Raw genomic sequence first — 22,190 nt, forward strand, 5'->3', positions numbered from 1 at the left:
AGGTGACCGCCGGGCCCTACCTGCTCACATCAGGCCGAGCGACCGCAGCACACGGCGCTGGGACGCGGTCGGCACCGCGGGCCAGTAGACGTAGCAGACCCCGCCCGTGCCGCCCCTGACCGCCCCGTTCGCGTCGTAGCGCTTCGTACGCAGCCAGATGTTCTCCCATTCGCGCCGCGCATAGACACGGCGTACGGCGTCGTTGTCCGGCGAGGCCGGGTCGTTGGCGATCACGTCGCCCTCGGGCGTGAAGCCGATGACCGTCATCAGGTGCCCGGAGGTTCCGTAGCCCGCCCCGGTGAGCTCGCCCTTGAAGAACGACTGTGACGTTATGACCGGGATACCCGCACCGATCAGGCGCTCCACGTCGGTCAGGGAGCCGAGCCGGGTGACGGCCGCGCTCATCTCCGTGTATGTCGACGCGTAGGCGGCGTTGAACGGCCAGTTGCCGCAGCCCTCGTACTGGTAGTCGAAGGTGTGGCGGGCCGCGTGGCAGACCTGCGGGTCGGCGAGGCCCGGTTTGACCCAGGCGAGCTCCTCGGCGGTGGGCCGCCTCCCCCAGTACTCGATGATCATCTGCGAGGAGGTGGGGCTGCACCAGGCCTCACCGCCGTTGTCGTACTCCGGGTACTGCCCCACGTGGACGTTCTGCGAGTAGCGCGGGACGGCGAGCTCCCGGCCGGCGCCGGGGGTGGTGGCCGGGACCGTGAAGCGGTCCGGGACGTCCGAGGCCATGGCGCCGATCCGGTGGACCGTGGGCGTGAGGCGCGTGCCGGGGGTGCGGTGGAGGGTGAGCCGCAGCCGGTACGAGACGAGGCGCAGCCCGCTCGCGGGGTCGTCCAGGGAGAAGGTGTCGGTCCAGATGGTGCTCCTGCCGTCGGTCTGGTCGTCCACCGAGGTGCGGCGGATGTCCGTGTCACCGGCGGCCCAGCGGCCCATTACGTACCAGGGGGTGTCCGTGCCGTCCGAGTAGGTTCCGCGCAGCTCGATCTGGATCCAGGTGCCCTGCGGGGTGTGGGCGTTCCAGGAGGCGATCACCTCGGTGGCGGGGACGGTGGAGCGGTGGACCGGCGAGGTCCACGTGGCGTACTCCCATGTGCTGGTGGTGCCGGTGTGCGGGTCCGCGTAGGAGGTGGTCCCGGCGGGGGCGGCGATCACCAGGCCGGGGCGCCGTCCGGCGACGGCACGGGTGCCCTCCGGCGCGCCACCGCACCAGTCGGTGTATGTCGTCCAGAAGCGGTTGTCCACGAGCGAGGCCGCCGCCCGGGACGAGGAGCGGGCGGCTGCCGCCGCGGGGGCGGCCGTGGCAGCGGTTCCGGCCGCCGCCGCTGCCGCGAGCGCGGCGGTGAGCACGGTCCTGCGTGATGTCGGTCTGGTCATGGGCGAGACCCCCGGTCGTTGAGCGGAATGGGGCTGCGGGTGCCGATCGGTGCGCCAACTATTGCGGGTCGGGCCCGCATCCGGCCAGTGATTCGACTCGTGCCGCAGCAGCAATATTGGTCTGGTCCACTGATGTGACCTGCGCGTGCCCGAAGGCGGCTCCACCCGGTCTCGTAGGCTGGGGCCATGAACGACCTGGCGGACCGCGCACGCCGGCTGCGCTCCCTGCCGCCGTCCTGCGGACCGGTGCGGCTGATCGCGGTCGACGGCCACGCGGGGTCCGGCAAGAGCACCTTCACCGGCCGGCTGGCCGAGGCGCTGGGCGGCGCCCCCGTGCTCCGTCTGGACGACCTCGCCACCCATGAGGAGCTCTTCTCCTGGACGGACAGGCTCCGGACCCAGGTCCTGGACCCGCTCTCGCGGGGCGAGGCCGCGCGGTATGCCCCGTACGACTGGACGGCCCGGCGCTTCGGGCCGCCGAGGACGCTGGAGGCCGCCCCGGTGGTGCTCGTGGAGGGCGTGGGCGCGGGGCGCGCAGCCGTGCGGCCGTTTCTCGCGGGACTGCTGTGGATCGAGGGCGGCAGTGCGGCGTCCTGGGCGCGGGGCAGACTCCGCGACGGACCGGCTCTCACGGAGTTCTGGGACGGCTGGACCGTCGCGGAGCGGCGGCATTTCGCCGAAGACCCCTCCTACCCGTTCGCGGACGTGGTGATACGGCGGTTGCCCATGGGATACGCGTGGCTAAAAGGACCTCGCGTGACTGCGGGGACGAGTCACATCCTCACGGAGAGTGAAGGATGAGGGTCGGCATACCGGCCAGTAGGAGAATGCCCCGGAAGTCCCCCAACTCGGCTTGACCGAGGGCCCGTACAGGTCTTACGTTCTCAATGTGCGGCTTTGCGGAGCCCTCACAGACGCGAGGCCCCCGGTTGTTCCCCCGTGACCGGGGGCTTCGTTCTGCCCTCCCGCACTCCCGGAAAGGGCCGTTCTCTCACGCTCGGTGACCGCCCCCGAAGCGCCGGTAACGCCCTTAACCGCTCACTCCCTGTGCAGGTACGATGCGTCTCTGTGTGGTCAATTCCCGTCCTCGGCACGGTGATTAGGCGCCCAGCGCTGGGCATGCTGTGCGGGCGGGACATTCGTGGGGGCACGGTTTGTGGGGGACCTGATGGACATCGGCACGCAGGGCACGCAGGCCCCGGCCGACCTTGCCTGGCTGCGCGGGGTGGACGCCTACACCATGGGCGCGTACCCGCAGGCCGAGGAGGAGTTCAGAACCGCGGTGCGCCTCGACCCCGGCATGGCGGACGGCTGGCTGGGCCTCCACGCGCTGCGGATCGACACCACCACGGCGCTGTTACGCATGTACCGCCATCGCGACCGCTTCGGCGAGCAGCGCACACGCCATCGCCGCACGCTCAACTCGTGGTACTGGCTGGGCTGGTGGGTGCAGCCGGTGCTGGAGAGCCCGCGGGACCTGCTGCTCGCGCACGCCTCGCACTGGCTCGACGGCCGCCATGTGCCCGAGCTGGACCGCGCGCTGGCGGGTCTGCCGCCGATAGACACGGACTCCCAGGTGCGCTTCCTGCACGCCTGCCGCTCCTATCTGGTCAAGGACTGGGAACAGCTCGTACGCACCACGGAGCAGCTCATCGACGATCCGCTGCTCGGCATCGAGGCGGGGCTCTTCGGCGGGATGGCCCGGGTACGTCTGGAGATGTACGGGCAGGCCGAACCCCTGCTCTCCGCAGCCCTGATGCGCTGCCGCAGCGAGCAGCCGCAGCGCAAGGAGCTGCGCTACTGGCTGGCGAGGGCGCACGAGGGCACCGGGCGCAGCGCGGCGGCCCTTCCGCTGTACCGAGCGGTGCACCGTGTCGACCCGGCCTTCATGGACACCTCGGCCAGGCTCGCCGCGATCTCCGAAGGCGACGGTTTCGACGAGGCCGCCGATCTCGCGGCCGTCTCGCTGGCCGGCTTCGGTTCGGACGGTGTGGGCGTGGACGGTGCGGGGACGGAGGTCCAGCCGGACGCGGACTTCGTGCTCGGCACCGACCTGGTGGAGAGCCGTGAGCCCTGGCTGGGCGGCGACTCCCCGGTCATGCCGGGCGCCACCACGCCGCCCGGACCCGGCGGCGGCACGCGGGAGAAGCCCGGGTCGCCGAGGCGCTCCGTGTTCCCCGCGGGCCCGAGCGACCCGGCGCTGCTCGCCGAGGCACTGGCGGAGCTGGAGCGCATGGTCGGCCTCGAACCCGTGAAGCGCCAGGTCAAGGCGCTGTCCGCGCAGCTGAACATGGCACGTCTGCGCGCGGAGCAGGGCCTTCCCGTGCAGCCCCCGAAGCGTCACTTCGTCTTCTCCGGCCCCTCGGGGACGGGCAAGACCACGGTCGCCCGCATCCTCGGCCGGGTCTTCTACGCACTCGGGCTGCTGGGTGGCGACCATCTGGTGGAGGCCCAACGGTCGGATCTGGTGGGCGAGTTCCTCGGCCAGACCGCGGTGAAGGCCAATGAGCTGATCGATTCGGCGCTCGGCGGGGTGCTGTTCGTCGACGAGGCGTACAGCCTCTCCAACTCCGGTTACAGCAAGGGCGACGCATACGGGGACGAGGCCCTCCAGGTCCTCCTCAAGCGGGCCGAGGACAACAGGGATCATCTGGTCGTCATCCTCGCCGGCTATCCGGAGGGCATGGACCGGCTGCTGTCCACCAACCCGGGGCTCTCCTCGCGCTTCACCACCCGGGTGGACTTCCCGAGCTACCGTCCGCTCGAACTCACCGCGATCGGCGGGGTGCTGGCCGCCGAGAACGGCGATGTGTGGGACGAGGAGTCGACGGACGAGCTGCGCAGCATCAGCGGGCACGTGGTGGACCAGGGCTGGATCGACGAGCTGGGCAACGGCCGGTTCCTGCGCACCCTGTACGAGAAGAGCTGCGCCTACCGCGATCTGCGGCTTTCCGGCTACACCGCCGCACCGACCAGGGACGATCTGGCCACCCTGCGGCTGCCCGACCTGATGCAGGCGTACGGCGAAGTGCTGTCCGGGCGGGGCCCCGTGGACCGGGGCACCCAGGAGCCCGGGGCCCTGTGACACCGCTGCCGCCGTACGGGTCCCGTACGGCGGCAGCGGTGTCCGGACCGGCCGGGATCAGACCAGCGGCGCCATGGCCTTCGGCGCCTCCACCGTGCGGCGGGGCACCGAGACGCGGTGGGCGGGGTCGCGGACCTCGCCCACGAGCATCTCCAGGACGTCCTCCATGGCGACGAGCCCCAGCACCCTGCCCGAGGCGTCGGCGACCTGGGCGAGATGCGTGGCGGCGCGGCGCATCACCGTCAGGGCGTCGTCCAGCGGCAGTTCCGCCCGTACGGTCGCCATCGGCCGCCAGATCTGCTGGGGAACGGCACGGTCGCCGTCCTCCAGCTCCAGGACGTCCTTCACGTGCAGATAGCCCATGAAGGGGCCGCCGCCCTCCGCGCAGACCGGGAAGCGCGAGTAGCCGGTGCGTACGGTCAGCTCCTCGACGCGGCGCGGGGTGACGGAGGGGTCCACCGTCACCAGGGAGGCCCGGTCGAGCAGCACATCGGTCACGGGCCTGCTGCCCAGTTCGAGGGCGTCCCCGAGGCGCTCCCGCGCCTCGGGTTCCAGCAGGCCCGCCATTCCGGAGTCCTCCACCAGACGGTTCAGCTGTTCACTGGTGAAGACGGCCTCGACCTCGTCCTTCGGCTCGACCTTGAAGAGCCGGAGCACGAGCCGGGCGCACGCCCCGAGGGCCGAGGTGACCGGCCGGCAGAGCCGGGCGAAGCCGACCAGTCCGGGGCTGAGCCACATCGCCGTCTTCTCCGGGGCGGCCATGGCCAGGTTCTTCGGGACCATCTCGCCGATGACGAGGTGGAGGAAGACCACGGAGGCCAGGGCGACCGCGAAGCCCAGCGGGTGGACGAGCCCCTCGGGCACGTGTGCCGCGTGGAAGACGGGTTCCAGCAGGTGGGCGACGGTCGGCTCGGCGACGGCGCCGAGCGTGAGGGAGCAGACGGTGATGCCGAACTGTGCGGCGGCCATCATCTGCGGCAGGTTCTCCAGGCCGTACAGGACCTGTCGGGCCCGGCTCGACCCGGCCGCGGCGAGGGGTTCGACCTGACTGCGGCGTACGGAGACGAGCGCGAACTCCGCTCCGACGAAGAAGCCGTTCGCCAGCACGAGGAGGCCGGCGAACATCAGCTGCACGAGACTCATCGCACGGCCTCCAGCAGATCCTGGGAGAGGCGCTCCGCGGGGGCCGGCGTCAGCTCCGTCAGCCGGACGAAGCGGACCCGCTCCGCGCGGTAGTGGCCGACCTGGCGGACGGAGATACGCCAGCCGGGCAGTTCGGCGCGGTCACCGGGTGCGGGGATGCGTCCCAGCAGATCGGCGATCAGGCCCGCCACGGTCTCGTACGGCCCTTCGGGGACGTCAAGGCCCATGCCGCGCAGGGTCAGCACCCGGGTGCTGCCTTCCACGTCCCATCCGGAGCGGCCGTCGTCGGCGACGACCGGGGCCATCTCGGGACGGTCGGCGCCCTCGGCGTCGTGCTCGTCGCGGACCTCGCCGACGAGCTCCTCGATGATGTCCTCCAGGGTGACGACACCGGCGGTGCCGCCGTACTCGTCGACCACCACGGCTATCGGCTGCTCGCTCCGCAGCCGGGTGAGCAGCTGTTCGACCGGAAGGGTCTCCGGCACCAGGAGCGGCGGTACGGCGATCAGGCTCACCGGGGTGCGCAGCCGGTCCTGGGCGGGGACGGCCAGGGCGTTCTTGAGGTGGACCATGCCGACCACCTCGTCGATGCGCTCCCGGTAGACGGGGAACCGGGACAGTCCGGTGGCCCGAGTGAGGTTGAGGACGTCCGCCGCGGTCGCGGAGGACTGGAGGGCGCTGACCTTCACCCTCGGGGTCATGACGTGCTGCGCGGTGAGTCCGGCGAGGGAGAGGGTCCGCACGAAGAGATCGGCGGTGTCCTGTTCCAGGGTGCCCGCCTCGGCGGAGTGCCGGGCCAGCGAGACCAGCTCGCCGGGGGTGCGGGCGGAGGCCAGTTCGTCGGTGGGTTCGACGCCCAGCAGCCGCACCAGCCGGTTGGCGACGGTGTTCAGCGCGGTGATCACCGGGCGCAGGAGCGTGGAGAAGCGGTGCTGGGGCCCGGCGACGAACCGGGCGACCTGGAGCGGCCGGGAGACCGCCCAGTTCTTGGGCACGAGTTCGCCGATGACCATCTGGACGGCGGAGGCGAACAGCATGCCGGTGACCACGCTCACACCGGGAACGGCCCCTTGGGGCAGTCCGGTGGCGGTGAGGGGTCCGGCGAGCAGCTGGGCGAGCGCCGGTTCGGCGAGCATGCCGACGACCAGCGAGGTGATGGTGATGCCGAGCTGGGTGCCGGAGAGCTGGAAGGAGAGTTCGCGCAGGGCCGCGACGACGGTGCGGGCCCGGCGGTCGCCTTCGGCGGCGGCGCGTTCGGCGTCCGGCCGTTCCACGGTGACGAGCCCGAATTCGGCCGCCACGAAGAATCCGTTGGCGAGGATGAGAAGGAATGCCGCGAGGAGCAGCAACAGGGGGGTGGTCATGCCGCCGCCTCCGGGGAGAGGGCGGCGCAGGTACTACCGGACGATCCGTCCATTGCTGGAGGGAGTCACTCCTTGGGTCGCAGGAAAGTGCCCCGCGGGCCTCGGGGGCCTTCCGGTGCGGGGCGGGGCGCACCCGGTGCGCCACCGGAAACCAGAATAATCGGGATCCGGCCGTACGGGGCAGTGGGCTCAGCCGTTCTCCGTGGCCTCGTTCACTCCGCTGCCGTGGAACTCGACGAGGGCGCGCAGGGTCCGGGCGTCCCGAATGGCCCGTTCCCTGGCGATTCCGGGCTGGATGCCGAGCGCGGGCATGCTGGTGCCGTCGCTGAGGTCGAGGAAGACCCAGGGGTCACCGGCGCGCAGGTTGACGCGGAGGATCTCCGCCCAGGCCAGTCGGCGGGTACGGGTGATGTTGACGACGGTGACCCCGGAGGCGTCGGCGGTGACGCGGGGCCTGCTGAGCAGGGCGAGGACCCCGAAGAAGAGCAGGGCGACGAAGACGAAACTGGTCCGCTCCCCCGGGCCGAGGTTCTCCAGGATCATCGCGACCGCGGTGATGACGACGAACATCGCCGCCCCCACGGCCAGCAGGACCACTCGGGTGAGCGTGGGCCTGAAGGTGGCCGGAAGGGCGGGGAGTTCGGTCGGCCGGGGCTCGGGGGCGGACATGGCGGCGCTGTCGTCCTTCGCTGTGCTGGGATCCGGCTCGGGTGTGCTGCGGGCTGCCGTCAGAGGCGGCAGGCGTGGATGGCCGTGGTGAGGATGGCGCGCGCGCCGAGCTCGTACAGGTCGTCCATGATCCGCTGGGCCTCCTTGGAGGCGACCATGGAGCGGACGGCGACCCAGCCCTCGTGGTGCAGCGGGGAGATCGTCGGCGACTCCAGGCCCGGGGTGAGGGCGACGGCGCGCTCCAGGTGCTCGACCCGGCAGTCGTAGTCCATCATCACGTAGCTGCGGGCGACCAGGACGCCCTGGAGACGGCGCAGGAACTGCTGCACCTTGGGGTCCTCGGCGTCGGCGCCCTTGCGGCGGATCACGACGGCTTCCGAGGTCATGATCGGCTCGCCGATGACCTCCAGGCCCGCGTTGCGCAGGCTGGTCCCGGTCTCGACGACGTCGGCGATGATCTGCGCGACCCCGAGCTCGATGGCCGTCTCGACGGCGCCGTCGAGGTGGACGACGGAGGCCTTGACGCCCTCCTCGGCGAGGTGCTTCGCCACGATGCCCTCGTAGGACGTGGCGATCGTCATGCCGTCGAAGTCCTTGGGGCCGGTGGCCGTGCCGGGCTTGGTGGCGTAACGGAAGGTGGAGCGCGCGAAGCCGAGCTGGAGGATCTCCTCGGCCTCGGCGCCGGAGTCCAGCAGCAGGTCGCGGCCGGTGATGCCGATGTCGAGGCGGCCGGAGCTGACGTAGATCGCGATGTCACGCGGCCGCAGGTAGAAGAACTCCACCTCGTTGGTCGGGTCGACCAGGACGAGTTCCTTCGACTCCTTGCGCTGCCGGTAGCCCGCCTCATGGAGCATCGCCATCGCAGGCCCGGAGATTGCACCCTTGTTGGGGACGGCGATGCGCAGCATGAGGTCAGGTTTCCTTTGTGCGGAGGGAGTTCCGGGACGTGCGGGGGTGTGGCTCAGAGGTGGGCGTAGACGTCGTCGAGGGAGATCCCGCGGGCGACCATCATCACCTGGACGTGGTACAGCAGCTGCGAGATCTCCTCGGCGGCGGCTTCCTTGCCCTCGTATTCGGCGGCCATCCAGACCTCGGCGGCCTCCTCGACGACCTTCTTGCCGATGGCATGCACGCCCTTTTCCACCAGTTCGGCGGTGCGGGAGGTGGAGGGGTCGCCGTCGGCGGCCTTGAGCTGGAGCTCGGCGAAGAGCTCTTCGAAGGTTTTGTTCGCCATGATGGTCCTTAGAATACGGGGTCCCGGAGCACTGCTCAGCGCCAGGGTTCGCTGACGGTGCGCAACGTGGCCGCGGTGGCGACGGCCGCGGTGACCGCTTCGTGCCCCTTGTCCTCGTTGGAGCCCTCGAGTCCGGCCCGGTCCAGGGCCTGTTCCTCGTTGTCACAGGTGAGGACGCCGAAGCCGACGGGGACCCCGGTGTCGACGGTGACCTGTGTGAGGCCGCTGGTCACGCCCTGGGACACGTACTCGAAGTGGGGGGTGCCACCTCGGATGATCACGCCGAGGGCGACGATCGCGTCGTAGCCGCGGCCGGCGAGGACCTTGGCGACCACCGGGAGCTCGAAGCTGCCGGGGACGCGCAGGAGCGTCGGCTCGTCGATGCCCAGGTCGTGCAGGGCGCGCAGCGCCCCGTCGACGAGCCCGTCCATGACCTTCTCGTGCCACTGGGCCGCGATCACCGCCACCCGCAGGTCTCCGCAGTTGCGTACGGACAGTTCGGGTGCGCCCTTGCCGCTCATGTCTCTCCTGTGTGTTCGTCGGTGCTTACTGGTTGCCGCAGGCCGACGCGGCGGTGGCGTCGAGCCAGGGCAGGTCGTGGCCCATGCGGTCCCGCTTGGTGCGCAGGTACCGCAGGTTGTGCTCACCGGCCTGGACCGGCATGGGCTCGCGCCCGGTGATCCCGAGTCCGTGCCGTACGAGGGCGGCCGTCTTGTCCGGGTTGTTCGTCATCAGGCGCAGGGTGTGCACGCCGAGGTCCCGCAGTATCTGCGCGCCCGCCGCGTAGTCCCGGGCGTCGGCGGGCAGGCCGAGTTCGAGGTTGGCGTCGAGGGTGTCGGAGCCGCGCTCCTGGAGTTCGTACGCGCGCAGCTTGGACAGGAGCCCGATGCCCCGGCCCTCGTGGCCGCGCAGATAGACGACGACCCCGCGGCCCTCGGCCGTGACGCGCTCCATGGAGGTGTGCAGCTGGGGGCCGCAGTCGCAGCGCTGGGACTGGAAGATGTCGCCGGTCAGGCACTCGGAGTGCATCCGGACGAGGACGTCCTGGCCGTCGCCGATGTCGCCGTGGACGAGCGCCACGTGTTCGACCCCGTCGACGGTGGAGCGGTATCCGTACGCGGTGAACGGGCCGAAGGAGGTGGGCAGCCGCACCTCGGCCTCACGGCGCACGGTCGGCTCGGAGCTGCGGCGGTAGGCGATCAGGTCCTCGATGGAGATGATCGTGAGGCCGTGCTTGCGGGCGAACGGGACGAGTTCGGGCAGCCGCAGCATCACCCCGTCCTCGCCGGCGATCTCGACGATGGCGCCGGCGGGGCGCAGTCCGGCGAGCCTGGCCAGGTCGACGGCGGCCTCGGTGTGGCCGTTGCGGACGAGGACGCCGCCGGAGCGGGCGCGCAGCGGGAAGACGTGGCCGGGGCGTACGAAGTCCCCGGGGCCCGCCGTGCCGCCCGCCAGCATCCGCAGCGTGGTGGCGCGGTCGGCGGCGGAGATCCCGGTGGTCACCCCGTGTTCCGCGGAGGCGTCGACGGAGACGGTGAACGCGGTCTTCATCGACTCGGTGTTGTGCGTGACCATCTGCGGGAGTTCGAGCCGTTCGAGCTCGTCGGTCTCCATGGGCGCGCAGATGAGGCCGCGGCACTCGCTCATCATGAAGGCGATGATCTCGGGGGTCGCCTTCTCGGCGGCGATGACGAGGTCGCCCTCGTTCTCCCGGTCCTCGTCGTCGACGACCACGACGGGCCGTCCGGCGGCGATGTCGCGGATCGCCTGCTCGACGGGGTCGAGCGAGAGGTCCTCATGGGTGCGGTCGTACGGCCGTACGGGCTGGGCAGTCATGCCGTGGCTCCTTCCAGAGCGGGTGTCCGCGTGCGCAGCCACCAGTCGCGCATGCCCCACAGGACGAGGGCGCCGTAGACGACGTAGATGAGACCGGAGAAGGCGAGCCCGCTGTGGAAGTTGAGGGGTACGCCGACGAGGTCGACGAGCAGCCACGCGAACCAGAACTCGACCATGCCGCGCGCCTGCGCGATCATCGCCACGAGGGTGCCGGCGAAGATGTAGGCGTCCGCCCAGGGGCTCCACGAGAGCGACGGGAACGCCGTGAACAGTCCGCCGACGGCGAGGGTTCCGACGACCGCGCCGCCGAGCAGGTACCCGCGCTCGCGCCAGGTGGCGAAGCGCACGGCGATGGAGCCGTCCTGGGCCTGCTGCCGGCCGCGGGTCCACTGCTGCCAGCCCCAGACGGCGACGGCGATGACGATCAGCTGCTTGCCGACGCTGCCCGCCTGCTGCACGGAGACGTTGGCGGCGACGAGGACGACGCCGGACAGGAGCTGGGCCGGCCAGGTCCACACGGAGCGGAGCCAGCCGAGGGCCAGTGCGATCAGGCCGATCGTGTTGCCGAGCATGTCCGACCAGATGATGTGCTGCCCGAAGACCGTGAAGGCCTCCGAGTTCAGCCAGTCCAGGGTGCTCATGCGGCCGGTCCCCCGGTCTGCGGGACGGCGCTCGTGCCGAGCAGCCGCTCGACGTACTTCGCGAGGACGTCCACCTCCAGGTTGACCGGGTCGCCGGGCACCTTGATGCCGAGCGTGGTCAGGGCGAGGGTGGTGGGGATGAGGCTGATGGTGAAGTAGTCGGGTCCCGCCTCGACGACGGTCAGGCTCACCCCGTCGACGGTGATCGAGCCCTTCTCCACCACGTAGCGGGTCAGGCCCTCGGGCAGGGAGATCTTCACGATCTCCCAGTTCTCCGAGACCCGGCGCTCGACGATGCGGCCCGTGCCGTCGACGTGGCCCTGGACGATGTGCCCGCCGAGCCGCCCGCCGAGCGCCATCGGGCGCTCCAGGTTGACCCGGGAGCCGGCCGCGAGCGCGCCGAGGCTGGAGCGGTCCAGGGTCTCGGCCATGACGTCGGCGGTGAACTCGTTCTCCCCGAGGTCCACGACGGTCAGGCAGACGCCGTTGACGGCGATGGAGTCGCCGTGCTTGGCGCCCTCGGTGACGACGGGGCCGCGCAGCCGGAAGCGGGAGGCGTCGTCGAGCTTCTCGACGGCGGTGACCTCACCCAGTTCTTCGACAATTCCGGTGAACACTCAGTTTCCCTTCCGAGCAGGAACGGGGACGGCGGTGATGCGCAGATCGGGGCCGATACGGACGGTCTCGGTCACATCGAGGCGCAACGCCTGGGAGATGGTGGAGATTCCGGCGTCGGCGAGGGCCGCGGGGCCCGCGCCGAGGAGGACCGGAGCGAGATAGCCGACGACGGTGTCGACCGCTCCCGCGGCGACGAAGGCGCCGGCCAGGACGGGCCCGCCTTCGAGGAGTACGGAACGGATTCCCCTGCCGTGGAGCGCGGCGAGCAGGGCGCCGATGTCCAGGCCGGGGCCGGTGGAGGCGCGCGGCAGGCGCAGCACGGCGTCATCGGGGAGGTGTCCGGCGTCGGCGTCCTCGGCGACCGCGACCAGGGTGGGCGCGGTCGGGTCGAGGACCCTGGCTCCGGGCCGGACGGCGGTGGCGCCGGTGTCGACGACCACCCTGAGCGGCTGGGTGGCGCCCTCGATGCCGCGTACACCCAGCTGGGGGTCGTCGGCGCGGGCGGTGCCGGAGCCGACCACGACGGCGTCGGCCTCGGCACGCAGCCGGTGGACGTCGGCGCGGGCCTCGGGAGAGGTGATCCAGCGGCTGGTGGCGTCGGCGGCGGCGCTCCGTCCGTCGAGGGTCGCGGCGTACTTCCACAGGACGTACGGGCGGCCGAGGCGGACCGAGGTGAGCCATGCGGTGTTGCCCGCCTCCGCCTCGTCGGCGAGGAGGCCCTGCTCCACCTGGACGCCTGCGGCGCGGAGGGTGTCCGCACCGCCGGTGGCCTGCGGGTTCGGGTCGCCGACCGCGTACACGACCCGGCGTACGCCGGCCTCGACGAGCGCCTGGGCGCAGGGGCCGGTGCGTCCCGTGTGGTTACAGGGTTCGAGGGTGACGAGGGCCGTCCCGCCCCGGGCGCGCCCGCCGGCCTCGCGCAGGGCGTGGATCTCGGCGTGCGGTCCGCCGGCGCGCCGGTGAAAGCCTTCGCCGGCCTGTTCACCGGCGGCGTCGAGGATGACGCAGCCGACGACCGGGTTCGGGCTGGTGGCGCCGAGTCCGCGGGCTGCGAGCGTGATCGCCCGCCGCATGGCGGTTCTTTCGGCTGCGGTGGCCACCGGGTCCTCCTGCCTCTTCGGGCACGGACTCCGGGGCCTGTCGACGACGACAGATGAAACGGAACGCAACAGGGAACGCCGAGATCGTGGACATGGATGTGATCACCGGAAGAGCCCGGAAATCCATCCGTCGACGGCTGGCACACCTGTGACGGCCCGCCGCGCACTGCCTCCCATCCGGACTTTAACCGTCGGTCCAGGAATCCCACCTGGTCAACCGGCCGCTGGATGCGGACGGGTCGCGGACTATAACCGCCGGTTCGGAATTACACCGACCCCGGAGTGCGCTGCTGCTGGTACGGATCTCATTCTGCCACGGAGGGCAATGGTCCATACGGGTGTCCTCTGTGGAACAGCTCACAGATGACCGCCGTCCGCACCCGCCCCTGGGGCGAAGAGGGCGTCCTGGGCCGCGTCCCTGGCGGCGAACAGCGCGCCGCGCAGGACCGCGCCGCCGCCCAGCGTCCCGGCTCTGACCTCCGTGCGCAGCGGCGACATCCGGGCCAGCCGCTCCTCCACCAGCGCGGCGAGCGCGTCGCCGCCCGCGCGGCCGACCTCGCCCGCCAGGACCAGGCATCCGGGGTCGAGCACGGAGACCACGGAGGCGGCGCCGAGGGCGAGACGGTCGGCGAGCGCGGCCAGGAACGCCTCGCCGTCCGCATCCCCGGCCCGGAGCGCGGCCCGTACGGCGAGTGCGGCGGCCGGGCCCTGTTCGGGGGACCCGTCGCTCTCGGGGGGCCCAGCGGCGATGCCGTACCCGGCCGCCAGTTCGCAGACGGCGGCCGATCCCACCAAGGAGTGAAAACCTCCGTCGCAGTTGACCGACGAGGGAACCTTGGAGGTGCCGGGCACGGGGAGGAAGCCGATCTCGCCCGCTCCGCCCGAGGCGCCCCGGCGCAGCTTCCCGTCGAGCATGACGGCGGCGCCGATGCCGTGGCCGAGCCAGAGCAGGACGAAGGTGTCACGGTCCTGGGCGGCCCCGGTGCGGTGTTCGGCCACGGCGGCGAGGTTGGTCTCGTTCTCCACGAGCACGGTGGCGGACAGCCGCCGCTGGAGCTCCTTGACCAGGGCCACGTGCCAGGCGGGGAGCCCGGCGGTGCCCCTGAGCTCGCCGCTGACCGGGTCGATCAGGCCGGGCGCGCCGATGCCGACGCTGTGCAGCGGGGCCGGTCCCGCGGTGCGCGCGGTGCGCTCCACCGTCTCCACTGCCCGCTCGACGGCGCGCCGGGTGTGGGTGTCGCCGCCGATCGGCAGGGTGGCCTCGGCGAGCGTCGCTCCGAGCAGGTCGGCCACGACGACGGCCACGCTGTCCGTGCGTACGTCGAGGGCCGCGAGGTGCGCGCGGTCGGCGACGATCCCGTACAGCCGGGCGTTGGGCCCCCGGCGGTCCGCGCCGCTCTCCCCCACGACCCTGACCAGGCCCGCGTCCTGCAGCCGTTCCACCAGATCGGCGACCGTGGGCCGGGAGAGGCCGGTCAGGGTCTTGAGCTGAGTGGCCGTCAGCGGGCCGTCCTGCTGGAGCAGTCGCAGGGCGAGCCGGTCGTTGATGGCCCGGGCGGTGCTCGGGGATGCGGGCATGCCGGGATCCTTCCAGATCGCTGACGGTCCTCCACCAGGGGGGTTATTTATCAGGCAGGGTTCCTGATAGTTTACGGCCCGCACCGCACGACGGCGCCGGGCGGACCGGCGACCGGGCATTCCAGGGGAGGGCACGGCACATGACTACGGACCCATCGGTTCCGGTCTTCGGTACGGAGCAGATCAGGCGGGCCAGATACTCGGTCGCCGCGGTCTTCACCGTGCACGGGGCGGTGACCGGCAGCTTCGCGACCCGCGTGCCCTGGATCCAGGACCACGCCTCGGTGAGCGCCGGCCAGCTCGGTCTGGCCCTGGCCTTCCCCGCGATCGGAGCCTCGCTGGCCATGCCGCTGGCCAGCAGCGTCAGCCACCGGTTCGGGGCCAGGACCGCCCTGCGGGGACTCCTGGCGCTGTGGACGCTGGCGCTGACCCTGCCCGCGCTGGCCCCGAACCTGATCACGCTGTGCGCCGCGCTGTTCGTGTTCGGGGCGAGCGCGGGGATGTCGGACGTCGCGATGAACGCGCTCGGCGTCGAGGTGGAGAACAGGCTGAACAAGTCGATCATGTCCGGGCTGCACGGCATGTGGAGCGTGGGCGCCCTGCTCGGTTCGGCGGCGGGCACGGTCGCGGCGCACATCGGGGCGGACGCCAGGCTGCACCACACGCTGGCCGCGCTGGTGCTGACGACGCTCGGTCTGGTCGCCTGCCAGGGTGTCCTCGACCTGCGCAGCGAGCCCGACGAGGAGCCGCCGCCGCGCTTCACGCTGCCGCCGAAGTCCGCGCTGATCATCGGCGCGGTCGGCTTCTGCGCGGTGTTCGCCGAGGGGGCCAGCATGGACTGGTCGGCGGTCTACCTCCGCGACATCATGGGCAGTTCGGCCGGGCTCGCGGCGGCGTCGACCACGGCGTTCGCCCTGATGATGGCCATCGCCAGGATCTCCGGCGACAGGATCGTCGACCGCTTCGGCGCGGTGCGGACCGTACGGGCCGGAGGCGCCCTGGCCACGCTGGGCGGAGTCCTCGTCGTCCTGGCCCCCGGGCCGGCCGTCGCCCTGTGCGGCTTCGGTCTGCTGGGCCTCGGCGTGGCGGTCGTCGTACCGCTGGCGTTCGCCGCTGCCGGGCGCAGCGGCACGAACCCGGGCCGGGCCATCGCGGGTGTCGCCACCATCACGTACACCTCGGGGCTCATCGCGCCCTCCGCGATCGGCTCGCTGGCGGAGGCTACCTCGCTGCTGGTCTCCTTCGGCCTGGTCACGGTGCTGGCGTTCGGGCTGGTCCTGGGGGCGGGGGTGCTGCGGTCGGCCGACCGCAAGGTCGCGGAGGGCGGCGTTCCGCAGCCCGCGCCGACGGGCAGCCAGAAGGTCAGCTGACGGGCGGGCCGGGTGCGGGGCGGCGGCGAGGGCTCGCCCGCCGCACCCGGCCGCGGCGGGGGCGAGCACGAGGTCAGGACGGTGCGGCACTACCATGGCTCTGATCTTCTGCCGCGGATGGACCCTCTGGGCGGACCGCACACACCAATCAGGGAGCGACCATGGGCCTCGGCGTGCGCTGGACCTTGCACGGCGACGGAAAGACGCCCGCACCGGGGGCCGTGGTGCGCCCCGACGAGCGGCTCTCCTGGCCCCGCACCTTCGGTCTCGGCGCCCAGCACGTGGTGGCGATGTTCGGGGCGTCGTTCGTCGCCCCCGTCCTGATGGGGCTGGACCCGAACCTCGCGATCATGATGTCCGGTGTCGCCACCGCCATCTTCCTGCTGGCGACGAAGGGCAGGGTGCCGAGCTATCTGGGGTGCTCGCTCTCCTTCGTGGGGGTGGCCGCCACAATCCGCGCCACGGGCGGAACCAGCGCCACGGTCACCGGCGCGGTGCTGGTCGTCGGTGCCGTGCTGTTCCTGGTCGGCCTCATGGTGCAGCGCTTCGGCGCGCGGATCATCCACGCGGCGATGCCCCCGGTGGTGACCGGTGCCGTCGTCATGCTGATCGGCTTCAACCTGGCGCCGGTCACCGCGTCGACGTACTGGCCCCAGGACCAGTGGACGGCCCTGCTGGTGATGCTGTTCACCGGGCTGGCCGTGGTCTGTCTGCGCGGGTTCTTCTCCCGTATCGCGATCTTCCTCGGGCTCGTCTTCGGCTACGTCCTCTCCTGGGTGCTGGACCTGGTGTTCGGGAAGATCCACTCCCCGGCCGGCGGCGCCGAGGCCGTCGACCACTGGCGGCTGGACCTGTCCGCGGTGGCCGACGCCGACTGGATCGGGCTGCCGTCCTTCCACGCTCCGAGCTTCGAGTGGTCGGCGATCCTGGTCGCGCTGCCGGTCGTCATCGCGCTGATCGCCGAGAACGCCGGGCATGTGAAGGCCGTCGGCGAGATGACCGGCGACTCGCTCGACGACAAGCTGGGCACCGCTATCGCCGCGGACGGCGCCGCCTCCATGCTGTCCACGGCCGTGGGCGGTCCGCCCAACACCACGTACTCCGAGAACATCGGGGTGATGGCGGCGACCCGTGTCTACTCCACCGCCGCCTACTGGGCCGCGGCCTGCTTCGCGCTGCTCTTCGGCCTCTGCCCCAAGTTCGGCGCGGTCGTCGCCGCGATCCCCGGTGGGGTGCTGGGCGGCATCACCGTGATCCTCTACGGCATGATCGGCCTCCTGGGCGCCCAGATCTGGCTGAACGCCAAGGTCGATCTGCGCAACCCGCTCAACCTCGTGCCGGCCGCCGCGGGCATCATCATCGGCGTCGGCGGGGTCAGCCTGAAGATCACCGACAACTTCGAGCTGAGCGGCATCGCCCTCGGCACGCTGGTCGTGATCACCGGCTACCACGCGCTGCGCGCGTTCGCCCCCGCGCACCTCAAGACGCAGGAGCCCCTGCTGGACTCCGGCACGTCCCAGTACGACGAGAAGCCGCCGGCCGGCAAGGCCTGAGCAGGGCCCGGACCGCTCAGCCGGTGGCCAGCTCGTAGGCGTAGTCCGGGGTGAAGGAGCCGGCGGAGCCCTTGCAGCCGTCCGACTCCCCCGGCAGCTTCACCCAGAGGTAGGCGTCGATCCGGGCCTCTCCCGTCCGCGTCGTCGGGGCCCTGCCGAGCGCCCGGCCCGACGGGTCGCACCACTCGCCCTCCTTCGGCGCCCCGTTGCCGTTGCGGCTGGTGTCGATGACGGCGCCCAGCCGGGAGGGCCCGCCGAGCGCGGCGAGCACCCGCCGGGCGTACGCCGCCTCGTCGGCCGTGCTGTGGAAGTTGGACACGTTGGTGAAGATGCCGTCGCCGCTGGTCGCGGCTCCCGCCTCGCGGAGCGCCGCGGCCTGTTTCGCGACGCTGTGCCAGCCGGAGTGCCCGCCGTCGAAATAGACCCTGGCCCGAGGGTTGGCCGCGTGCAGCGTGCGGCCCGCACGGGCCAGGGAGGCGAAGCGGTCGGCCCGCTGCGCGGCCGACAGACAGTCCGACAGGGCTATCGCGTCCGGTTCCAGGATCACGATGACCGGACCGCTGCCGAGGCCCGCGGCGAAGTCCTCCATCCACGCGTCGTAGGCGTCCAGTCCGGGCGCCCCTCCCTCTGAGGCCCCGCCGCAGTCCCGGTCGGGGATGGCGTACGGCACGAGCACGGGCGTACGTCCCGCCGCGGCGGCCGCCGCCGTCACACCGCGGACCTGGCCCGTCACGGCACCCGGGTTGTGGGCGGGGAACCAGACCGCCGCGGGCTGCGCCGCGATCCTCGACTCGATCAGCGGGCGGCGCGGATCGCTCCGGTGGGCGGCGACCCAGTCCAGGACCTGGGACTGCGGATGGCGGTAGAGCGCGGTGATCCCCCCGGCACCGCGTGAGGGCTTCGCCGACGTGGCAGGGGCCCCGCTCGCCGGTCCCGTCCGGGCCGGGCGCGGGCTCGCCGAGGCCGAGGGCGAGGGCGAGGGCGACGCGGACGGCGCGGCGGACACCGAAGCGGTGGGCACGGCGGGCAGCCCTTCCAGGACCGGCGACGCCGTCGGGCCGGGACGGGCGGTCGTACGTTCGCCGTCCTCCGCCGCCGCCATCACCCCGGTCGCCGCACCGGCCACCACGACGGCCGATGCCAGCGCGGCCATCGTGTGGCGCCCTGCGGCGCGTCCGCGCCGCCACACCTCGGTCCTGCCGTGTTCCCGTACGCCCGACACCCCTCGTCCCCTCCTCCGGCGCCCGGTGTTCGCCCGTTCCGATGAAGTCTCCGGCCGGTCGGCGCCGTGGCGAGCCTATGGCTGGGACGCTGCCCGCATGGACCGGATCGAGCAGTTCGCAATTCCGGCCGGCGCGGCCGGCACGGTGACCGATGTGGGCACGGTGATCGAGCGGATGCGCGCGTTCCGCTCCGGCTGGCCGCCCGGGGACGGTGTGGCGGTCTTCAACCAGGTGTATCTGACGGTCACGGAGACCCTCGGCCGGCACATCGCCGACGGCTCGTTCACGGACCGGGAGGCCGTGTCCGCACTGGACGTGCGGTTCGCCGAGCGCTATCTGACGGCCGTCGACACGGCCGTGTCGGGCGGCAGTCCGCCCGCGTGCTGGCGCCCTCTCTTCCAGTACCGCCGCCATCCCGGTGTACGCCCGCTGCAGTTCGCGCTGGCCGGTATCAACGCGCACATCGGTCACGATCTCGCGCTGGCCGTCGTGGACACCTGCCGTACGCTCGGCTGCGCCCCGGCGGACCTGGAGGAGGAGTTCGACCGGGTGGGCGATCTCCTCGTCCTGCTGGAGGAGCAGATCCGCGAAGATCTGATGCCCGGTCCCGATCTGCTGGAGGTCGCCGATCCGCTGACCCATCTGGCGGGGGCCTGGAGCCTGGAACGGGCCCGCGAGGGCGCCTGGTCGGCGGCGAAGGTGCTGTGGCGGCTGCGCGCGTTCCCGCTGCTGGCCGAGGAGTTCAGGCAGCGGACGGACGGGGCGGTCGGTCTGGTCGGACGCTGTCTGCTGACACCCTGCGCCTGAGGGCACGCCTCCTCCCCGGCCGCGCGGCACGCTCAGAAGCTGTCGCCGTACCAGTGGACCGCGCCGGGAGCCGTGACCGTTGCCCGGACGGCGTCGGCACCGGCCAGCAGCGGGCGGGCCATCCCCGTCCGCGTCCCGGCGGCCGTGGGGTCCGCGAGCAGGGCGGGGAGCGCCGTCATGACCCCGGGGGTGGCGGGGAGCCGGACGCGCGCGCGGTGGTGCCCGGCCGCGAGGCCCCGCGCGGCGACCGCCCCCAGCAGGTCCGGCAGGCACGCGGAGTCGCCCGCGAACTCCCGCACCTCCGCGCACTCGCCCTCGTATCCGGCCACCAGCCATCCGCGGACCGCCCCGGTGCCCGGCGCCTCGGCGACCAGCGCCCGCTCCGGCGGGCCGTACCAGGCCGGGACGCGGACCGCCCAGTCCTCGTCGGTGCGCAGCGAGCTGAGGGGACGGGCCGCGTTGTACGCGGAGTGAAGGGCGCGGACGGTGTCCGCGTCGGCGGCCGTGGCCCCCCGTACCCGGTACGTCCCCGGCGCGGCCGTGCGCGTGATCGTCCCCTCCATGTGCCCGGTGGTGAACTCCTGCCACCCGGAACCCCGGTAGACCCCCGGCGTGCCGGTGAACAGCAGCGACCAGGCGCATCCCTCGGCCGTCATGGAGCGCTCGGCCCCGGCGAGCAGGCGGCGGACCAGCCCCTGCCCCCGCGCCTCGGGGCGGGTGGCGACGCTGCCGATGCCGCCGACGCGCCGCGGCGTACCGTGCGCGTCGCGGATCAGGCGCGGCACCCAGACGACGACCGCGTCGAGCCTTCCGCCGGCGGTCTCGGCGACGAACGTGCGGCGGTGACGGTCCGGGTCGAGGGCGTGGAGGGTGCCGATGTGCGGGGCGTCGAAGCAGATGTCCCAGAGCTCGCGCAGGGCCGGTTCGTCGGCCGGGGTGCTGGTCCGCAGCCGTGCGCTCACAGGGTGAGGTTCCCTTCGGTCCGGGCGGTGGCGCCGTCGGCCGGCATGGCGGTGCGCCGGGTGTCCCGCTCGACGCAGGAGGTGTGCAGGGCCGAGGCCAGCGCCCCGGGTGCGAGGTGGAGCGTGCCGCCGGTGAACCTGCTGCCGGTCGCGGCGTAGTGGTTGGTGCCGTCGGCGATCCGGATGTGGGCCGTGGCGGCATCGCCCGCGGTGCTGTGGAGCGCGGAGATGTCCCAGGTGACGGTGGCCGGTCCGGCGGCGCGGCCGAGGAACACCTTCGCGCTGTTGCTGCCCGTGAACCGGGCGCCCGAGGTGACGGTGACCGACTGGTCGCGGACGGCACTGACCTCGAACCCGGTGTCTGCGTACGTACCGCCGTCGATGCGCAGGTCGGCCGAGCCGACGGAGAACGGGGCGGAGTTCTCGGCGCCGCTGACCGTGCAGTCGGTGAACCGCACGGGGCCCGCGCCGCGCAGGATCGCGCCGTCGACGCCCGTGAACGTGCAGCGCACGAAGTGGACGGGCGTGGTGACCGGGGTCTGGACGAGGACGGCGGCCTTCGGCAGGTCGAACGAGCAGTCGCTGATGACCGTGGGCCTGCCGGAGCGGGTGGACCGCTGGGCGACGGCGAAGGTCCTGGCGGTGCAGCCCCGCACCTGCGCGCCGTCGGCGTTGACGGTGAGCGTGCCGGCCTGGTCGAACGTCGGGCGGGCGATGACGGTGATGTCTTCGAGGGTGAGGTCGGTGATCTTCGTGTTGGCCACGAACCAGGAGCAGACGTGTCGGCGTACGGTGATCCGCTTGGCGGAGATCCCCCACTGCGCGCCCGAGTTGGCGATGTCCATCAGTCCGGAGTTGCCGTCGAAGAGCAGGTCGTGCTCGTACTGGCCGTGGGTGGTGAACGGGTTTCCGCCCGCGTCGTCGCCGTCGCCGTGGCAGTTCACGACGGTGCAGTACGCGGAGGCGGTGAGGTCGTTGAGATGGCGGACGTTGCTGGTCGTGCAGTCCGCGACCCGGCCGTAGAGGCAGTAGATCTGCTGTGTGAGATAGCCCGCGCCGCCGTATTCGACCGTGGGCGGGTTCTTCAGGGAGCATCCCTCGGTACGGAACCGGGTGCACCAGCGGCGCATGACGACCGGCCAGAAGCTGCCGGTGGCATGGATGCCGGAGACGTCGCAGCCGACGGCGTACTCGAAGCTGACGGGGTGCGATCCGGTGTACTCGTCGTCCCCGGCGCCCTCGAAGACGAGATTGCGGATGTGGGTGTTCACCACCGGCTCGACCCGGGTCCAGGTGAGCGTGCGGCCCGCGGCGAGTTCCCAGCCGTTGAGGTAGCCGACGCGGATGTGACCGGCGTCGACGATCTCGGTGACCTCGACCAGTTTCTGCAGCTCGCGCTCGTCGCGTCCGCCGCCCGCCACCGGGTCGACCCGCACGGACCACCACTGGCCGGGCTCGAACGCCTGCGCGTCCGGGACCGGGAAGGTGTCGGTGAGCTCGATGACCTTCTTGGAGAGCGCGTGCTCGACCGTCGTGTCGGTGACGGTGCCGCGGAAGGAGAGGACGGCGCCGAAGGGGTTGTCGTGGGTGTTCTTCTCGATGTTGTCGGTGGTCATGCGGTGGCCGC

Annotated in this window: 20 protein-coding genes and 1 riboswitch; of the genes, 5 read left to right on the plus strand and 15 right to left on the minus strand. The window is 72.1% G+C overall.

The window, feature by feature from the left end:
- Window positions 1-24: 24 nt before the first annotated feature.
- Window positions 25-1,380, minus strand: a complete 1,356-nt coding sequence (locus tag ACWCQM_RS31295; protein WP_450918444.1) for a peptidase C39 family protein — start codon at window positions 1,378-1,380, stop codon at window positions 25-27.
- A gap of 186 nt (window positions 1,381-1,566) precedes the next feature.
- On the opposite strand from ACWCQM_RS31295, the gene ACWCQM_RS31300 reads away from it, so the two are divergent.
- Both ACWCQM_RS31300 and ACWCQM_RS31305 read left to right on the plus strand, forming a co-directional pair.
- Complete coding sequence (locus ACWCQM_RS31300) at window positions 1,567-2,181, plus strand: uridine kinase family protein (protein WP_450918445.1); 615 nt, start codon at window positions 1,567-1,569, stop codon at window positions 2,179-2,181.
- Window positions 2,182-2,548: 367 nt separating this feature from the next.
- Window positions 2,549-4,465, plus strand: coding sequence for an AAA family ATPase (locus ACWCQM_RS31305; protein WP_450918446.1), 1,917 nt, complete (start codon window positions 2,549-2,551; stop codon window positions 4,463-4,465).
- Window positions 4,466-4,522: 57 nt separating this feature from the next.
- Here ACWCQM_RS31305 and ACWCQM_RS31310 read toward each other — a convergent pair whose 3' ends face one another.
- The 11 genes from ACWCQM_RS31310 to ACWCQM_RS31360 all read right to left on the minus strand — a co-directional run bounded on the left by ACWCQM_RS31310 (window position 4,523) and on the right by ACWCQM_RS31360 (window position 14,648).
- Window positions 4,523-5,608, minus strand: coding sequence for a hemolysin family protein (locus ACWCQM_RS31310; protein WP_450918447.1), 1,086 nt, complete (start codon window positions 5,606-5,608; stop codon window positions 4,523-4,525).
- Window positions 5,605-6,972, minus strand: coding sequence for a hemolysin family protein (locus ACWCQM_RS31315; protein ID WP_450918448.1), 1,368 nt, complete (start codon window positions 6,970-6,972; stop codon window positions 5,605-5,607). Before ACWCQM_RS31315 ends, ACWCQM_RS31310 begins: the two co-directional genes overlap by 4 nt.
- A 189-nt stretch (window positions 6,973-7,161) precedes the next feature.
- Window positions 7,162-7,641: a PH domain-containing protein gene (locus ACWCQM_RS31320; protein ID WP_450918449.1), complete on the minus strand. Its 480-nt coding sequence runs from the start codon at window positions 7,639-7,641 to the stop codon at window positions 7,162-7,164.
- A gap of 59 nt (window positions 7,642-7,700) precedes the next feature.
- A complete protein-coding gene (gene hisG, locus ACWCQM_RS31325) occupies window positions 7,701-8,549 on the minus strand; it encodes an ATP phosphoribosyltransferase (protein WP_450918450.1) in 849 nt (282 codons plus the stop codon).
- A 53-nt stretch (window positions 8,550-8,602) separates the two neighbouring features.
- Complete coding sequence (locus tag ACWCQM_RS31330; RefSeq protein ID WP_073751808.1) at window positions 8,603-8,875, minus strand: phosphoribosyl-ATP diphosphatase; 273 nt, start codon at window positions 8,873-8,875, stop codon at window positions 8,603-8,605.
- A gap of 35 nt (window positions 8,876-8,910) precedes the next feature.
- Window positions 8,911-9,396: a 6,7-dimethyl-8-ribityllumazine synthase gene (gene ribH / locus ACWCQM_RS31335; RefSeq protein WP_053929083.1), complete on the minus strand. Its 486-nt coding sequence runs from the start codon at window positions 9,394-9,396 to the stop codon at window positions 8,911-8,913.
- Between the two features lie 25 nt (window positions 9,397-9,421).
- Complete coding sequence (locus ACWCQM_RS31340; RefSeq protein ID WP_450918451.1) at window positions 9,422-10,711, minus strand: bifunctional 3,4-dihydroxy-2-butanone-4-phosphate synthase/GTP cyclohydrolase II; 1,290 nt, start codon at window positions 10,709-10,711, stop codon at window positions 9,422-9,424.
- Entirely contained in the window at window positions 10,708-11,352 is a 645-nt protein-coding gene (locus ACWCQM_RS31345) for a nicotinamide mononucleotide transporter family protein (protein WP_450918452.1), read from the minus strand. Before ACWCQM_RS31345 ends, ACWCQM_RS31340 begins: the two co-directional genes overlap by 4 nt.
- The gene (locus ACWCQM_RS31350) at window positions 11,349-11,969 is read right to left on the minus strand and encodes a riboflavin synthase (protein WP_267076850.1); all 621 of its coding nucleotides are present in this window, start codon (window positions 11,967-11,969) and stop codon (window positions 11,349-11,351) included. The genes ACWCQM_RS31345 and ACWCQM_RS31350 overlap by 4 nt, the downstream gene beginning before the upstream one ends.
- Window positions 11,970-13,070 carry a bifunctional diaminohydroxyphosphoribosylaminopyrimidine deaminase/5-amino-6-(5-phosphoribosylamino)uracil reductase RibD gene (gene ribD, locus ACWCQM_RS31355; RefSeq protein ID WP_450918453.1) on the minus strand — a complete coding sequence of 367 codons (1,101 nt, stop codon included), beginning with the start codon at window positions 13,068-13,070 and terminating at the stop codon, window positions 11,970-11,972.
- 159 nt (window positions 13,071-13,229) lie between these two features.
- Window positions 13,230-13,360, minus strand: a riboswitch (FMN riboswitch).
- A 67-nt stretch (window positions 13,361-13,427) separates the two neighbouring features.
- Complete coding sequence (locus tag ACWCQM_RS31360) at window positions 13,428-14,648, minus strand: ROK family transcriptional regulator (protein ID WP_450918454.1); 1,221 nt, start codon at window positions 14,646-14,648, stop codon at window positions 13,428-13,430.
- A 140-nt stretch (window positions 14,649-14,788) separates the two neighbouring features.
- On the opposite strand from ACWCQM_RS31360, the gene ACWCQM_RS31365 reads away from it, so the two are divergent.
- Together ACWCQM_RS31365 and ACWCQM_RS31370 are read left to right on the plus strand one after the other, a co-directional pair.
- Entirely contained in the window at window positions 14,789-16,018 is a 1,230-nt protein-coding gene (locus tag ACWCQM_RS31365; RefSeq protein ID WP_450918455.1) for an MFS transporter, read from the plus strand.
- Window positions 16,019-16,179: 161 nt separating this feature from the next.
- Window positions 16,180-17,571, plus strand: a complete 1,392-nt coding sequence (locus ACWCQM_RS31370; protein ID WP_450918456.1) for a uracil-xanthine permease family protein — start codon at window positions 16,180-16,182, stop codon at window positions 17,569-17,571.
- A 16-nt stretch (window positions 17,572-17,587) separates the two neighbouring features.
- Here the strand turns inward: ACWCQM_RS31370 and ACWCQM_RS31375 are convergent, their stop codons facing one another.
- Complete coding sequence (locus tag ACWCQM_RS31375) at window positions 17,588-18,793, minus strand: glycoside hydrolase family 6 protein (RefSeq protein WP_450918457.1); 1,206 nt, start codon at window positions 18,791-18,793, stop codon at window positions 17,588-17,590.
- A 97-nt stretch (window positions 18,794-18,890) separates the two neighbouring features.
- Here ACWCQM_RS31375 and ACWCQM_RS31380 point away from each other — a divergent pair, with 97 nt between their 5' ends.
- Entirely contained in the window at window positions 18,891-19,601 is a 711-nt protein-coding gene (locus ACWCQM_RS31380) for a DUF5995 family protein (protein ID WP_450918458.1), read from the plus strand.
- A 32-nt stretch (window positions 19,602-19,633) separates the two neighbouring features.
- Here the strand turns inward: ACWCQM_RS31380 and ACWCQM_RS31385 are convergent, their stop codons facing one another.
- Together ACWCQM_RS31385 and ACWCQM_RS31390 are read right to left on the minus strand one after the other, a co-directional pair.
- The gene (locus ACWCQM_RS31385) at window positions 19,634-20,563 is read right to left on the minus strand and encodes a GNAT family N-acetyltransferase (RefSeq protein ID WP_450918459.1); all 930 of its coding nucleotides are present in this window, start codon (window positions 20,561-20,563) and stop codon (window positions 19,634-19,636) included.
- A partial coding sequence (locus ACWCQM_RS31390) for a peptidase C14 (RefSeq protein ID WP_450918460.1) occupies window positions 20,560-22,190 on the minus strand: 1,631 nt, incomplete at its 5' end. The genes ACWCQM_RS31385 and ACWCQM_RS31390, both read right to left, overlap by 4 nt.

It is taken from the genome of Streptomyces sp. NPDC002125 (genome assembly GCF_053593715.1).